14 protein-coding genes are annotated in these 12,819 nt (G+C 63.2%); 10 read left to right on the forward strand and 4 right to left on the reverse strand.

Going from position 1 to position 12,819, the window contains the following annotated elements:
- Positions 1-9: 9 nt before the first annotated feature.
- The 5 genes from PRJ_RS04310 (at position 10) to PRJ_RS04330 (ending at position 5,121) form a co-directional block, all read left to right on the forward strand.
- Positions 10-537 carry a sigma-70 family RNA polymerase sigma factor gene (locus tag PRJ_RS04310; RefSeq protein WP_012051229.1) on the forward strand — a complete coding sequence of 176 codons (528 nt, stop codon included), beginning with the start codon at positions 10-12 and terminating at the stop codon, positions 535-537.
- Positions 534-1,505, forward strand: a complete 972-nt coding sequence (locus PRJ_RS04315) for a FecR domain-containing protein (RefSeq protein WP_104960803.1) — start codon at positions 534-536, stop codon at positions 1,503-1,505. Before PRJ_RS04310 ends, PRJ_RS04315 begins: the two co-directional genes overlap by 4 nt.
- 76 nt (positions 1,506-1,581) lie before the next feature.
- Entirely contained in the window at positions 1,582-4,107 is a 2,526-nt protein-coding gene (locus tag PRJ_RS04320) for a TonB-dependent receptor (RefSeq protein WP_104960804.1), read from the forward strand.
- Positions 4,108-4,174: 67 nt separating this feature from the next.
- The gene (locus tag PRJ_RS04325) at positions 4,175-4,714 is read left to right on the forward strand and encodes a hypothetical protein (RefSeq protein ID WP_104960805.1); all 540 of its coding nucleotides are present in this window, start codon (positions 4,175-4,177) and stop codon (positions 4,712-4,714) included.
- Between the two features lie 20 nt (positions 4,715-4,734).
- Positions 4,735-5,121: a lysozyme inhibitor LprI family protein gene (locus tag PRJ_RS04330; RefSeq protein WP_014589736.1), complete on the forward strand. Its 387-nt coding sequence runs from the start codon at positions 4,735-4,737 to the stop codon at positions 5,119-5,121.
- Between the two features lie 125 nt (positions 5,122-5,246).
- Here PRJ_RS04330 and mnmH read toward each other — a convergent pair whose 3' ends face one another.
- Together mnmH and selD are read right to left on the reverse strand one after the other, a co-directional pair.
- Positions 5,247-6,359: a tRNA 2-selenouridine(34) synthase MnmH gene (mnmH, locus tag PRJ_RS04335; protein ID WP_104960806.1), complete on the reverse strand. Its 1,113-nt coding sequence runs from the start codon at positions 6,357-6,359 to the stop codon at positions 5,247-5,249.
- Positions 6,359-7,393, reverse strand: a complete 1,035-nt coding sequence (gene selD / locus PRJ_RS04340) for a selenide, water dikinase SelD (protein ID WP_104960807.1) — start codon at positions 7,391-7,393, stop codon at positions 6,359-6,361. The genes mnmH and selD overlap by 1 nt, the downstream gene beginning before the upstream one ends.
- A 126-nt stretch (positions 7,394-7,519) precedes the next feature.
- Between selD and PRJ_RS04345 the strand changes: the two genes are divergently transcribed.
- Genes PRJ_RS04345 through phnE form a run of 4 tightly spaced genes read left to right on the forward strand, consistent with a single transcriptional unit; the run spans position 7,520 to position 10,765 of the window.
- Positions 7,520-8,374: a putative selenate ABC transporter substrate-binding protein gene (locus PRJ_RS04345; RefSeq protein ID WP_010952054.1), complete on the forward strand. Its 855-nt coding sequence runs from the start codon at positions 7,520-7,522 to the stop codon at positions 8,372-8,374.
- The gene (locus tag PRJ_RS04350) at positions 8,371-9,180 is read left to right on the forward strand and encodes a phosphonate ABC transporter ATP-binding protein (RefSeq protein ID WP_104960808.1); all 810 of its coding nucleotides are present in this window, start codon (positions 8,371-8,373) and stop codon (positions 9,178-9,180) included. The genes PRJ_RS04345 and PRJ_RS04350 overlap by 4 nt, the downstream gene beginning before the upstream one ends.
- The gene (locus PRJ_RS04355) at positions 9,174-10,001 is read left to right on the forward strand and encodes an ABC transporter permease (RefSeq protein ID WP_064491326.1); all 828 of its coding nucleotides are present in this window, start codon (positions 9,174-9,176) and stop codon (positions 9,999-10,001) included. The genes PRJ_RS04350 and PRJ_RS04355 overlap by 7 nt, the downstream gene beginning before the upstream one ends.
- A complete protein-coding gene (gene phnE / locus PRJ_RS04360) occupies positions 9,998-10,765 on the forward strand; it encodes a phosphonate ABC transporter, permease protein PhnE (RefSeq protein WP_104960809.1) in 768 nt (255 codons plus the stop codon). The genes PRJ_RS04355 and phnE overlap by 4 nt, the downstream gene beginning before the upstream one ends.
- A 36-nt stretch (positions 10,766-10,801) precedes the next feature.
- Here phnE and PRJ_RS04365 read toward each other — a convergent pair whose 3' ends face one another.
- Complete coding sequence (locus PRJ_RS04365; RefSeq protein ID WP_104960810.1) at positions 10,802-11,695, reverse strand: bestrophin family protein; 894 nt, start codon at positions 11,693-11,695, stop codon at positions 10,802-10,804.
- A gap of 319 nt (positions 11,696-12,014) precedes the next feature.
- Between PRJ_RS04365 and PRJ_RS04370 the strand changes: the two genes are divergently transcribed.
- Entirely contained in the window at positions 12,015-12,311 is a 297-nt protein-coding gene (locus tag PRJ_RS04370; protein WP_003248566.1) for an addiction module antidote protein, read from the forward strand.
- A 10-nt stretch (positions 12,312-12,321) separates the two neighbouring features.
- Here the strand turns inward: PRJ_RS04370 and PRJ_RS04375 are convergent, their stop codons facing one another.
- On the reverse strand, positions 12,322-12,801 hold the full coding sequence (locus PRJ_RS04375) for a GNAT family N-acetyltransferase (protein ID WP_104960811.1): 480 nt from the start codon (positions 12,799-12,801) through the stop codon (positions 12,322-12,324).
- Positions 12,802-12,819 lie beyond the last annotated feature (18 nt).

The raw sequence follows: 12,819 nt of genomic DNA on the forward strand, positions 1-12,819 counted from the left end.
CGGTGCCCCATGCCCGTAGCCGACTCACCGAGCCCGTACCCGCTTGAACAGCTGTACAGCGAGCACCATGGCTGGCTTTTCAGCTGGCTACGTCGCAAGCTGCGTTGTTCGCACAGCGCAGCCGACCTGGCCCAGGACACCTTCGTGCGCATCCTGGCCTCGCGTGATGCCTTGCTGGGCATGCGCGAGCCACGCGCCTACCTCAGTACCACTGCACGCCGCCTGTTGATTGACCGGGTGCGCCGACAGCAAATCGAAGAGGCCTACCTCAGCGAACTTGCCTTGGCTGCCGAGGCGCTGGAAGGGCACCAGTCTCCCGAAAGCATCCTCATCACCCTCGAAGCGCTGGAGCAGATCGCTTTCCTGCTGGAAGGCCTGCACGTGAATGCCCGCGAGGCCTTCGTCGGTTACTACCTGGACGACCTGACCCAGCCTCAGATTGCCAAACGCCTGCAGATTTCCCCACGCATGGTGCGCAAGTACCTGGCCCAGGCCCTGATCCATTGCCACCGCACGCTGGACATTGCCGAACCGTGAACCCCTCGCGTATCGAACAGGAAGCTGCCGAATGGGCCCTGTGCCTGGGCGAGGGTGAGCTGGATGTCGACGAGGCGCGTGAGTTCGACGCATGGCTGCAGGCCGACCCACGCCACGGCGCCATCTTGCGCCGCATGCAAGGGGTGATCAGCCAGGTGCAGGCACTGCGCGAGCAACGCGGACCGGTGGGCGCCGGGCTGCGCGCCGGCGTACGGGGTTCGGCGCCAGGCTCGGGCGCACGGCGCACTTTGCTCGGTTTGGCCCTGGCAATCTCCTTGCTGGGCACACTGAGCCTTTCCGGTGGAACGCCGCGCGACTGGCTGGCCGACTTGCATACCGCGCCGGCGGAGTGGCGCAGCCAAACCCTGGAAGATGGCTCGCAGCTGACCTTGGCGGGCAACTCTGCCGTGGATGTCGAGTTCAGCACTGGCGAGAGGCGCATCCGCCTACTGCATGGCCAAGTACTGGTGGATGTCAGCCATGACCCGACGCGACCCTTCGTGATACAGACCGACGAAGGCAGCTTCAAGGCGCTGGGTACGCGCTTCGTGGTCAGCCAAGGCCGCGCTCGCAGCGAGCTGACCATGCTTGAGTCCCGGGTCGAGGCGCGCACTGCCGTGTCCGGCGATCAGTTGGTCGTCGGCCCGGGCGAGCGGGCATGGGTGGCGCGTAACGGGCTTGGCCCGTTGCCGGCCATCGACCCGGCGCGGGTCGATCGAGCCTGGCAGCACCACCAGTTGGTGGCCGACGGCGTACCGCTCGACCAGGTGCTCGATGCCTTGGCCGAGCAACGCCGTGGCGTGCTGCGCTTCGACCGCCAGGCAATGCAGGCGATCAAGGTGTCGGCGGTACTGCCTCTGGATGACAGCGAAAGGGCCCTGCGCCTGCTGGCCGAGGCGCTGCCGATTCGTATCGGCGGCGTTGGCCGCTGGTGGACCACGGTCGAACCCGTCTCACGAGAAAATTGAGCCAGGAGGTTCCGCTTCTGCGCAGTGGCCCGTCAGACAAGAGGCCAACCGATCAAGAACAAGGAGCCGATCCACCATGCGCCGATTCCCTGGCCACCCCGTCCTCAGCCCGCTAGCCCTGGCCTTGCGCCTTTCCTGTGCCGGGCTGGCCCTATCCGTTGCGGCCCTGCCGGCCGTCGCCGAGGAGGCCGCCCGCCTTAGCTTCGAAGTGCCCGCCGGCAACCTGGCCCAGGCGCTTGGTAGCTATGCCCAGCAAGCCGCCGTGTCGCTGGCCTTCACCCCCGAAGCACTGGCCGGCCTGCAAAGCAACGGCCTGCATGGCCTGTATTCGGTGGACAGCGGTTTTGCCGTGTTGCTGGCCGGCAGTGGCTACCGGGTAGAGCGTAGCGATAACGGCTACCGGCTGGTGGCCGAGCCGCAAGCGGCGGTGAGCAGTGACGCGATGGAACTTGGCGTGACCACAGTAGCCGGGCAGGGCATGGGCCAGAGTACCGAGAACACCGGCTCCTACGCACCGGGCCTGATCAGCGTTGGCTCCAAGACCCCGACCAGCCTGCGCCAGACGCCGCAATCGGTGTCGACCGTGACCCGCCAGCTGATTGAAGACCAGCAACTGACCGACATCAACCAGGCGATGAAAGTGACGCCGGGCATCGTCACCCAGAGCACCACCTTCCGCACCCAGGACTTCATCTCGCGTGGTTTCAGTATCCAGAACCTGCAGATCGACGGCGCTGCACCGCAGGCGCTGGGGACCGCCATGGGTTCGTTCTATTCGTCGAACATCTTCGAACTGGCCGAGTTCGACCACATCGAGGTACTGCGTGGTACTGCTGCGTTGTATGGTGGCTCGGGTGACCCGGGTGGCATCATCAACATGGTGCGCAAGCGGCCGACTTCTTTTAACCAGCTGAAGCTGACCCTGTCGGCCGGTAGCTGGGACAACTATCGCCAGGAGTTCGACCTGTCCGGCCCGCTGGGCTGGGATGGTCGCGTGCGCGGTCGCCTGGTGATGTCCAACACCGATCGCCAGTATTTCACCGACAACCGCGCCACCGAGCGGCCGTTGGTGTATGGCGTGCTGGAGGCGGACGTTACGGACGACACCATGCTCACCTTCGGTGCTCGCTACAACAAATCCCACGAAACCGGCAGCAACAGCGCGGTGCCGCGCTACAGCAATGGTGCTGACCTGAACCTGCCACGGCATACCGGCCTGACCAAGAATTGGGCCTACCTCGACGCCACCGCGCGCGAGTACTTCGCCAAGGTGGACCACCGATTCAACGACGACTGGAAGCTCAACCTCAGCTACACCAATACTTGGGACCTTGGGCTGTTCAAGACGGCGACCACCCTGAATGCAGTAGACCCGGTGACCAATACCGGGGCGACCTGGTACGGCACCTCGACACGCCAGGAGAACGAGCAGCACCTGTATGACGGTAACGTCTCTGGCCACTTCCAGGCCTTTGGTCTGGACCACGAAGTGGTCTTCGGCGCCGACTACCAGAAGATCGACAGCCGGTGGCTGGGCACTGCGCCTTATGCCGCCTCGGGCGCGCCGGCCAACGTGTTCGACCCCGACAGCTCGGCGTTCGACGACCCCGGCAACGGGCGTGACTACAAGCGCGACTACAGCCCCAACTCGCAACGCCAGTACGGCCTGTACGGCAGCCTGCGTTTGCAGCTGGCCGAACCCCTGCACCTGATTGTCGGGGCGCGTGCACAGCGTTTCCACTTTTGGCAGACCTACACCAACAACCTGACCTCGCCAGCAAGTATCTCCAGCCCGGAGCAGCGTATAGGCACGAAGGTCACCCCGTTCGGTGGCCTGGTCTACGACCTTGACGATCAATGGTCGACATACGCCAGCTATTCGGAAATCTACAAACCGCAGTCCAGCCGAATCAGCGGCCCTGCGCAAAGCGGTTCGCCGCTTGAGCCCATGACCGGCAAAACCTACGAAACCGGCCTCAAGGGTGAGTTGTTCAACGGCGCACTCAACGCCAGCGTGGCGCTGTACTACAGCACCCGCGAAAACGAAGCGGTGCAAGACCCGAACTTCCTGGCCACCAACGCCGGCTTCTCGGGCAGCTGCTGCTATGTGTCCAACGGTAAGGTGGTGAGCAAGGGCATCGACATGGAGCTGTCTGGCGAGCTGCTGCCGGACTGGATGCTGGTGGGGGGCTACACCTTCAACCTGAACCGCAACCGTAGCGCCGATGCACCGCTGAGCACGGTGATGCCAAAGCACCTGTTCAAGCTGTACAGCACCTACCGGCTGCCGGGTATCCTCAGCGACTTCAAGGTCGGCGGTGGCGTGCAGGTGCAAAGCGCCACGTACATGAGCGGTACAGTGAATCGCTATGACAGCAGCGGCGCGCTGGTTGAGCGAAACGTACCGTTCGACTTCGACCAGAGCGGCTATGCGATCTGGAACGCGTTGGTCGAATACCGTGTCGATGATCACTGGAACGTCACGCTCAACGGCAACAACCTGTTCGACAAGAAGTACTACGAAACCGTGGGTACTTCGACCTATGGCAACTACTATGGTGAGCCACGCAACTTCATGGTGACCCTGCGCGGCACCTATTGAGGGTTTGGAAGCGGGGCAGGGCCTGGGTTAAGGTCGTAGGCTGTCCCGTTTCTCTCAGGAATCCCCTTTGCCCGCTTTCTACCTGAGTATCAGCCTGCTGCTGTATTTGCTCGCCCTGTTCTTCGATGGCGCGCTGATGAGCGGCGAGCGTCATATGCCGGCCCTGCAGATGCTGCTGTACGGGCCTTGGGGCATGCCGTTCGGCTTGTACCAATGGTTTGCCAACCCGCTGCTGGCCCTGGCCATCCTTGCTCATCGGCGGTTTCGCCGGCTGGCCTTGCTGGCCGGGCTTGGGGCGGCGTATCTGGCAGCCAGCAGTTTTGGCATCGACCGCTTGCCGGATAACAGCAGCTATGAATTTCATGACCTTACCGGCTTTGGTGCTGGCTTTTACCTGTGGCTGGTATCGATGGTGATGTTTTGCCTGGGGCAAGCCTGGTTTTGCTGGAAGGCGCGAAGGGCTGACGACGTGCCAGGCTGGAACTGGCTTGATGTCGCGTTGATTGCCGCCCTGGGGGTAACGTTGTATGCAGCGACGCAAATGCCCTCGCTGCGCTTCGAGCCAGGCAAGGTGCTGATGCCCCCGGAGCAGCCGCAGACGCTTTGATACCCACAAGGAGGGTTAGCATGATCAAGCATTACCTGGCAGGTCTGGCACTGGCTTGCGTGCTACCGGTAGCGATGGCGGACGATTACACGGCGGCCTACGGGCAGTGCATGGACAAGGCCTCCAGCACCGTGGCCATGAACGCGTGCATCGGGGCCGAAACGCAAGTGCAGGACCAGCGGTTGAACCGGGTGTACAAGCAGTTGATGGGCAAGCTGGATGCCGGGCAGCAGAAGAGCCTGCGGGATGTGCAGCGCAAGTGGCTGGCCTACCGTGATGGCAATTGCCAGTTCCATGTACAGGCCAGTGGCGGGACCCTGGCGCAGCTGGAAGGTGGCAGCTGCATCATGGACATGACCCGCGACCGCGCTGCGGAGCTGGAGCGGGTGCTTAGCCCGGGGCAGTAACGCCTGTTCAGGCATGATTGGCCTACATTTGCAGGCGCGGGTTCAGTCGCGAACATCGGCTTTGCCGGTGTCATGCACCGCGTTGCCTTCTTCGCGGGTAAACCCGCTCCTACAGGGTGCTGGTTCTATTTGCGCGGTTGGCGCAGCGCCCGGGCCTTGAGGTACTCGCGTACTTCCACGGCATCCCCGGCAAACTCGATGCGCTCGGCCTTGGCTGCGCGCTGGTAGGCATACATCGGGTCGTAGTACTCGTTCAGCAAGCCTTCGATCCAGCCCCGGTGCAGGTCTACTGCGCCGCTGCGCTGCTGCTCTTCCAAGGCTTCGCGCAGCATCTCGGACAAGCGCTGATGGCGCTCTCCACCTAAACGCTTGTAGATATTGGCCATGCTCTGCAGCATGCGCTCGGCAAACAGCCGGGGACCGTCTTCTTCGCCATGCACGGCCTTGAACTCGGCGCTCAGGTTGACCACGTAGTCGCGCAGGATGCGCTCCACGCGGTTGGTGAAGCTGTCTTCAAGCCACACCAGCGGGTAATGCTGCATGCCTTGGTACAACTCCAGCGGCACCGTGCAGCTGCCAACAATGCGGCCTTCATCTTCCAGAACGAACTGCCCGATACCGCGGGCGCGCTTTTTCAGCACGTCGATTGCCAGCTGGTTTTCAAAGTCGATCTGCGCCGGTTGCGCCGTGGCGCGCTTGCCGAAACTGGAACCGCGATGGTTGGCGTGGCCTTCAAGGTCGAGCACGTTGTCCAGCTGGTGCAGCACATCGGTCTTGCCAGTACCGGTCAGTCCACCGACCAGTACGAAATCACATTGCTCCACCGCTTGCTGGGTAGTCTCCAGCAGGAAGGTACGCATGGCCTTGTAGCCGCCTTTGACACGCGGGTACTGAATACCCGCCTCATCGCGCAGCCAGCCCTGCACGATCTGCGATCGCAGGCCGCCACGGAAGCAGTACAGGTAACCGTCAGGGTGCGCCTTGGCAAACGCTGCCCAGGCCTCCAGACGGGCTTGCTTGGTGGCGCCACTGACCAGTTGGTGGCCCAGGGCGATGGCGGCGGCCTGGCCCTGCTGCTTGTAGCAGGTGCCGACCTTCTGCCGCTCCTGGTCGTTCATCAGCGGCAGGTTTACCACGCCAGGGAAGGCGCCTTTGGCGAATTCGACGGGGGCGCGCATGTCCATCATCGGCACGTCGTCGAGGAACAGCTGACGGAAGTCGGTGCAGTCGGGGCGCATCAGATCACCTCGACCGCATGGCTCTGTCGCTCGACCAGCTTGCCGATCGGGGACAGTTTCAGGCCCAGTTCGGCAGCCACGGCGAGGAACTCGGCTTCACCCTCCGGGGCAACAGCTACCAGCAATCCACCGCTGGTCTGCGGGTCGCACAGCAGGTGCTTCTGGTCGTCGCTCAGGGCGCCGATCTTGTGCCCGTAGCTGTCGTAGTTGCGCAGGGTTCCGCCGGGGATGCAGCCTTCGGCCAGGTAGTGGTCGACGCTAGGCAGGCGTGGCACGGCGGCGTAGTTCAGGTGCGCGGTGAGGCCGCTGCCTTCGGCCAGCTCGACCAGGTGGCCGAGCAGGCCGAAGCCGGTGACGTCGGTCATGGCCTTGACCCCGTCCAGCTTGCCGAAGCGGCTGCCGGGCGTGTTGAGGGTGCACATCCAGTCGCGAGCCAGGCCTTGGTCCTGCACACGCAGCTTGGCCTTCTTTTCGGCAGTGGTGAGGATGCCGATGCCCAGGGGTTTGGTCAGGTACAGCTGGCAGCCTGCGCTGGCGGTGTCGTTGCGTTTGAGGTGGCGTTTACTGACCACCCCGGTGACGGCCAGGCCAAAGATCGGCTCGGGCGCGTCGATCGAGTGGCCGCCGGCCAGCGGGATACCCGCTTCGGCGCACACCGCACGGCCGCCGCGGATGACTTCGCGGGCGACTTCCGGCGGCAGCACGTTGACCGGCCAACCGAGGATGGCGATGGCCATCAGCGGGTCGCCGCCCATGGCATAGATGTCGCTGATGGCGTTGGTGGCGGCAATGCGGCCGAAGTCGTAAGGGTCATCGACGATCGGCATGAAGAAGTCGGTGGTCGAGACCACGCCGCGCTCGTCGTCCAGCGCGTACACTGCTGCATCGTCGCGCGATGCGTTGCCGACCCACAGTTTCGGGTCCAGGGCCTGGGTGCCGCTTTCGGCAAGGATCACGTCCAGCACCTTGGGGGAGATCTTGCAACCACAGCCGGCGCCATGGCTGTACTGGGTCAGGCGAATCGGCTCGCTCATACGCACCTCTGCAGGTCAAATTGTTGCGCGATTGTAGCAAAGCTGGCCTTTAGGCCCTTGCCTCTTATAATTCCCGGTGTCGGCAAATGTGTCGGCACTTCCCCGCTATTGAACCGGAGAACACCCATGCTCAACCGCCCCCTGGCGCTCGCCGCCGGCCTCGTGCTGTCTTGCTGTGCCGCTGTCGTTCAGGCCGCAGAAACCCTGCGGGTCAGCGCCATCCCCGACGAAGCGCCGACCGAACTGCAGCGCAAGTTCAAGCCTTTGGGTGAGTACCTGGCCAAGCAACTGGGCATGGAGGTGAAGTTCGTACCTGTGGCGGACTACCCGGCGGTGGTCGAGTCGCTGGCCGCAGACCGCCTCGATCTGGCCTGGCTGGGGGGCTTCACGTTCGTTCAGGTGCACCTGAAGGACCCGACCGCCACACCACTGGTACAGCGTGAGCAGGACGCACAGTTCACCTCCAAGTTCATCACCGCCAACCCCGACGTGAAGAGCCTGAGCGATCTGAAGGGCAAGTCGTTTGCCTTCGGCTCCATTTCGTCTACTTCGGGCAGCCTGATGCCGCGTTACTTCATGCTCAAGCAGGACAATATCAAGCCTGAAGAGTACTTCAGCCGCGTGGCCTATTCTGGCGCCCATGATGCCACCGTGGCCTGGGTGCAGGCTGGCAAGGTCGATGGTGGCGTGCTCAACGCCAGCGTGTGGCAAAAGCTGGTGGATGCCGGCAAGGTCGACACCACCAAGGTGAAGGTGTTCGCCACAACCCCAACCTACTTCGACTACAACTGGACCGTGCGCGGCAACATGGACCCGGCGTTGAAACAGAAAATCAAGAAAGCCTTCCTGGACCTCGACCCGAGCAACCCGGAGCATAAGGCGATCCTTGACCTGCAGGCCGCCAGCCGCTTCATCGAGACCAAGCCTGAGAACTACAAGGGCACCGAACAAGCTGCACGCGAGGCCGGCCTGCTCAAGTGACAGCTTCGAATGCGGCAATTCATCTGCACGGTGCCAGCCTGCGCCATGGCCAGGTACGCGCGCTTGATGCGGTGAGCCTGCGTATCGCGCAGGGCGAGCGTGTCGCCATCATCGGGCCGTCGGGGGCGGGCAAGTCCAGCTTGCTGCACCTGATGGCCACGGCCATCCAGCCCAGCAGTGGGCGCCTGGAGTTGCTTGGCGAGCAGCCTTGGGCACTGTCGGCAAGGGCACGCCAGCGACTGCGTGCGCGGGTTGGCCTGGTGCATCAGTCGCCGCCTTTGCCACCGCGTCAGCGGGTGGTGACCGCCGTACTGGCGGGTCGCCTGGGGCAGTGGGGGACGCTGCGCGGCTTGCTCAACCTGCTGTATCCCAGCGATGTGCCGGGGGCGCGCCAGGTGTTGGCTGAACTGGGCCTGGCCGACAAGCTGTTCGTGCAGTGTGGGCAGTTGTCCGGTGGCCAGTTGCAGCGGGTGGGCATTGCTCGGGCGATGTACCAGCGTCCGCAGGTGCTGCTGACCGACGAACCGGTGTCGGCCATGGACCCGGTGTTGGCCGACCACAGCCTGGCCTTGCTCAATCGCCATGCCCAGGCCACTGGCGTGACGTTGGTGGCGAGCCTGCACGCCGTAGAGTTGGCGCTGGCGCATTTTCCGCGGGTGATTGGCATTCGGGAAGGGCAGGTTGTGTTCGACTGCCCGGCCGAAGCAATCACCGAGCAACTGCTGGACGCGCTATACGCCAACGAACAACTGGCTCCGCCGCCAACCCAGGGGCAGACCCTGACCGTGCAGATTCCGCGATGCTGAAGGCCGACGCCCGCGACCCGGCGCTGCTGCCGCGGATGCTGCTGGCCCTGTTGGCGGTAGCAGTACTGTGGCCGGCTATCCAGACAAGCGAACTGAACCCCGGGGTGCTGTTGCAGGCGGACAACCGTCAGCAGATTGCCAGTTTCACCAGCGCCTTCTGGCCGCCGGCACATGATGCCGATTTTCTTGCACTGCTGTATGAAGCCACCTTGCAGACCCTGGCCGTGGCGACTGCCGGCATGGCGCTGGCGTTGTTGTTGGCGATCCCTGCTGGCTTGCTGGCCAGCCGTGCCTTGTCCTTGCGTGCTGCTTCACGCGGCGGGCGGGCCGGGTTGTGGTCGCGACTGTTGCGCCTGCCGGTGCGTGGGCTGCTGATTTTCCTGCGTAGCGTGCCGGAGATCGTCTGGGCGTTGCTGTTCGTGCGCGCCGTGGGGCTGGGGCCGACGGCGGGCGTACTGGCTATCGCCATCACCTACAGTGGCATGCTCGGCAAGGTTTATGCCGAAATCTTCGAGTCGGTCGACCAGCGCCCGGCGCATGCCTTGTTGCAGGCGGGCAGTGGCCGGCTGGCGGCGTTTTTCTACGGCATCCTGCCCAATGCTGCCTCCGAAGTGGTGTCGTACACCGTGTACCGCTGGGAGTGCGCGGTACGGGCTTCGGTGGTGATGGGCTTTGTCGGTGCTGGCGGGCTGGGCCAGCAGATCGACCTGTCGATGCGCATGTTTGCGGGTGCGCAAGTGGCGAGCATGCTGTTGACGTTCTTGCTGCTGGTGATCCTGGCCGACCTGCTCAGCCGCCTGCTGCGCTGGAGGCTGGCATGAACCGGGTGATCAACCTGGTGTTGCTGGGCGCCATCGTGGCAGCGGCGGTGGCCTCGTTCGCGTATCTGGAGCTGGACCTGCACGCGCTGGTCGGCAATGGCGGGCTGGGGCAGATGGGCGAGTACGCCGGGCGCTTCCTGCAGCCGGATCTGTCTGCGGGGCACCTCAAGGCGGTGTGGCGCGGGGCGCTGGAAACCCTGGCCATGTCTGGCATGGGCACCTTGTTGGCAATGGTATTGGGGATGTTGCTGGCACTGCCGGCGGCGGGGCGCTTCGGTTGGCCGTTGCAAGGGGCCGCGCGTTTGCTGCTCAATGCCTTGCGTGCCATTCCTGAACTGGTGTGGGCAGCGCTGACTGTGCTGGCGGCTGGGCTGGGGCCGAATGCCGGTACCCTGGCTTTGGCGTTGCACACCGCTGGCGTGCTGGGGCGTTTGTTTGCCGAGGCGCTTGAGAACGCCCCGCCCGAGCCTGCGGCGGCGATCCGTTTGCAGGGGGGCAGCCAGGTGGCGGCGTTCTGCTTTGGTACCCTGCCCAACCTGTGGCCGCAGTTGCTGGCCTACAGCTTGTACCGCTGGGAGAACAACATCCGCATGGCCAGCGTGCTCGGGTTCGTCGGGGCGGGCGGGTTGGGGCAGATGCTGTACACCACTTTGAGCCTGTTCCAGGAGGCCCAGGCCAGCACGGTGATCATCGGTATGCTGGTGTTGGTGTTGCTGGTGGATGTGTCGAGTGATGTGTTGCGTCAGCGCTATGTGCGGGCCTGACGGAAAGCCCGGGCTGCAAAGCAGCCCCGACATCTCTCAGGCGTCTACAGCCTCGGCACACTGCGCCTCCCGCTGCATCGACTCCAGGTTACGCTCGATCGTCTCGCATATGGTATCCATCTGGATCTGATGCTCGCTGAACCTGAACGGGCTCTGCAAGTCCGTGCCGATCCGCTCGATGGCCAGCAACATGAACCCTACCACCGTCGACGCCAGCGGCGTGAACCAGCCTAGCGACTCCACAAGCCCCACCGGCACGATCAGGCAGAACAGGGTGATGAACAGCCGTGGGAAATACACATAGGGGTAGGGCAATGGCGTATTGGCAATCCGCTCCATGCCGCCCTGGGCGTTAGACAGGTCTACCAGCGTCGACTCCAGCCGCGCCAGACGAATGCTGTCCAGTCGCCCGGCCTGGTATTCCCGCGCCAGCAAGGCTGCCGAGCCGCCGAGAATGTCATTGGCGAAATTGTTCGAGCGGTTGCGCCGTTCAAACTCCGCCGGGGGGATGAAGGCCATCAGCTCCTCTGGGCAGCTTTCGCCTTTCAAGTGCGCCGCCAGGCAGTTCACATAGGCGATATGCCGGCGCAGCAGGGTGGCCTTGACCGGGTTCAGGCCGTCATCCGGGTCATCGATCAGCGTCAGCGTCTGCCGGGCGAAGCTGCGCGAACTGTTCACCAGCGCCCCCCACAGGGTGCGAGCTTCCCACCAGCGGTTGTAGGCGCTGCTGTTGCGAAAACTCACCAGCACCACCAAGGCTGAGCCCAGCAGGGTCAGCGGGATCAGTGGCAGGGTGAACTTGCTGTTCAAGAACAGCATGAAATCGATGGTGACCAGCACATCCCAGATCAGCAGCCAGAACAGCGACCAGCCGATATAGCCGATGGTCTTCACCACCAGGCGGTACTTGCGGGTGATGACGTCTTTCACGCGGGGGCACCTCGAAACGCGGGGGATGCAGGATGGGACGCCGAGGCTCGTCGAAGGTTCGAGGGTTGAATGTTGCAAGGGATTTTGTAGCTGAAATGAAGGGAAAAATCCGACCGGCCTATCAGGTGTGCCTGAATTCCTGATTCAGCTCGAAAACGACAGAGTGGGTCACTTCAATCCTTGAATGGGTGTATCCATAAGGATACGATTGGGTGACCACTTGATGTTTCTCGTTGAACAGAGGAAAGCTTTGCCGCTTGGCTACTGCCACCCAAGCCGCCGACATCCTCAAAGCCAGAAAGCTGCTGAAGGAGATGAAATGAGCGAAAAATTGATCCCGTTTGATATGGCAGCCTTGTTGAGCAGCGATGAGGCAATCAGTGAATACCTTAGCCAGGTGCTATCAGATGGCGATACCGAGGAAATCATTCGAGCACTTGGCCATATCGCTCGTGCACGGGGCATGACACATATTGCTACGGAGAGTGGGCTGGGTAGAGAAAGCCTGTACAAGGCGCTGAGCCCTGGCGCGAAGCCTCGTTTTGACACTGTATTGAGGGTCATTCGTGCTCTGGGGGTGGACCTTCTCGTTCAGCCACATGCAATGACCCGCTGATCCAGTTCGGTTAAGTCAGTATTTGCTTCATCTGCACCAACGCTACCCGCGTGCCGTCCCACGCCTGCCGCTCCTCGATGCCGAACGGTGTGAAGCCCAGCTGTGGGTAAAGCAGCAGGCCGGCGGTGTTGTGATTGAAACATGACACCCAGACCTCCCGGGCGCTGTACTGCTGGCGGGCGAGGTCGATCATTGCCGTTACCAGATAACGCGCTACACCAAGGCCGCGGGCGCCGGGGGCCACCACTACGTTGCCCAGGGCACATAGGCCGCCATGTTCGGCTTTGTAGAAATTGGCGAAGGCCAGGACAGCTCCATCACCTTCCACTACCGTGGAGCTGCTGCGTTGGGCTATGGCGTCGCTCAGCTGGTTGGGGGTGAGGGGGTAGGTGGCTTTGGGGAACATGTAGAACAGTTCGTCCGGGCTCTGCGGGAAGCTGCAGATAACGGGGATGTCTTCTGGCCGGATGGGGCGGTGGGTCAGGTGCATGGCAGGTCCTTCTCGCGT

The sequence above is a fragment of the Pseudomonas sp. XWY-1 genome (assembly GCF_002953115.1).
In the GTDB taxonomy this organism is placed as follows: domain Bacteria; phylum Pseudomonadota; class Gammaproteobacteria; order Pseudomonadales; family Pseudomonadaceae; genus Aquipseudomonas; species Aquipseudomonas alloputida.

Bases quoted from the DNA above. Each gene is read 5' to 3' on its own strand.
- PRJ_RS04310 (WP_012051229.1), top strand. From the start codon at position 10: ATGCCCGTAGCCGACTCACCGAGCCCGTACCCGCTTGAACAGCTGTAC.
- PRJ_RS04320 (WP_104960804.1), top strand. From the start codon at position 1,582: ATGCGCCGATTCCCTGGCCACCCCGTCCTCAGCCCGCTAGCCCTGGCC.
- PRJ_RS04330 (WP_014589736.1), top strand. From the start codon at position 4,735: ATGATCAAGCATTACCTGGCAGGTCTGGCACTGGCTTGCGTGCTACCG.
- mnmH (WP_104960806.1), bottom strand. From the start codon at position 6,359: ATGCGCCCCGACTGCACCGACTTCCGTCAGCTGTTCCTCGACGACGTG.
- selD (WP_104960807.1), bottom strand. From the start codon at position 7,393: ATGAGCGAGCCGATTCGCCTGACCCAGTACAGCCATGGCGCCGGCTGT.
- PRJ_RS04345 (WP_010952054.1), top strand. From the start codon at position 7,520: ATGCTCAACCGCCCCCTGGCGCTCGCCGCCGGCCTCGTGCTGTCTTGC.
- PRJ_RS04355 (WP_064491326.1), top strand. From the start codon at position 9,174: ATGCTGAAGGCCGACGCCCGCGACCCGGCGCTGCTGCCGCGGATGCTG.
- phnE (WP_104960809.1), top strand. From the start codon at position 9,998: ATGAACCGGGTGATCAACCTGGTGTTGCTGGGCGCCATCGTGGCAGCG.
- PRJ_RS04370 (WP_003248566.1), top strand. From the start codon at position 12,015: ATGAGCGAAAAATTGATCCCGTTTGATATGGCAGCCTTGTTGAGCAGC.
- PRJ_RS04375 (WP_104960811.1), bottom strand. From the start codon at position 12,801: ATGCACCTGACCCACCGCCCCATCCGGCCAGAAGACATCCCCGTTATC.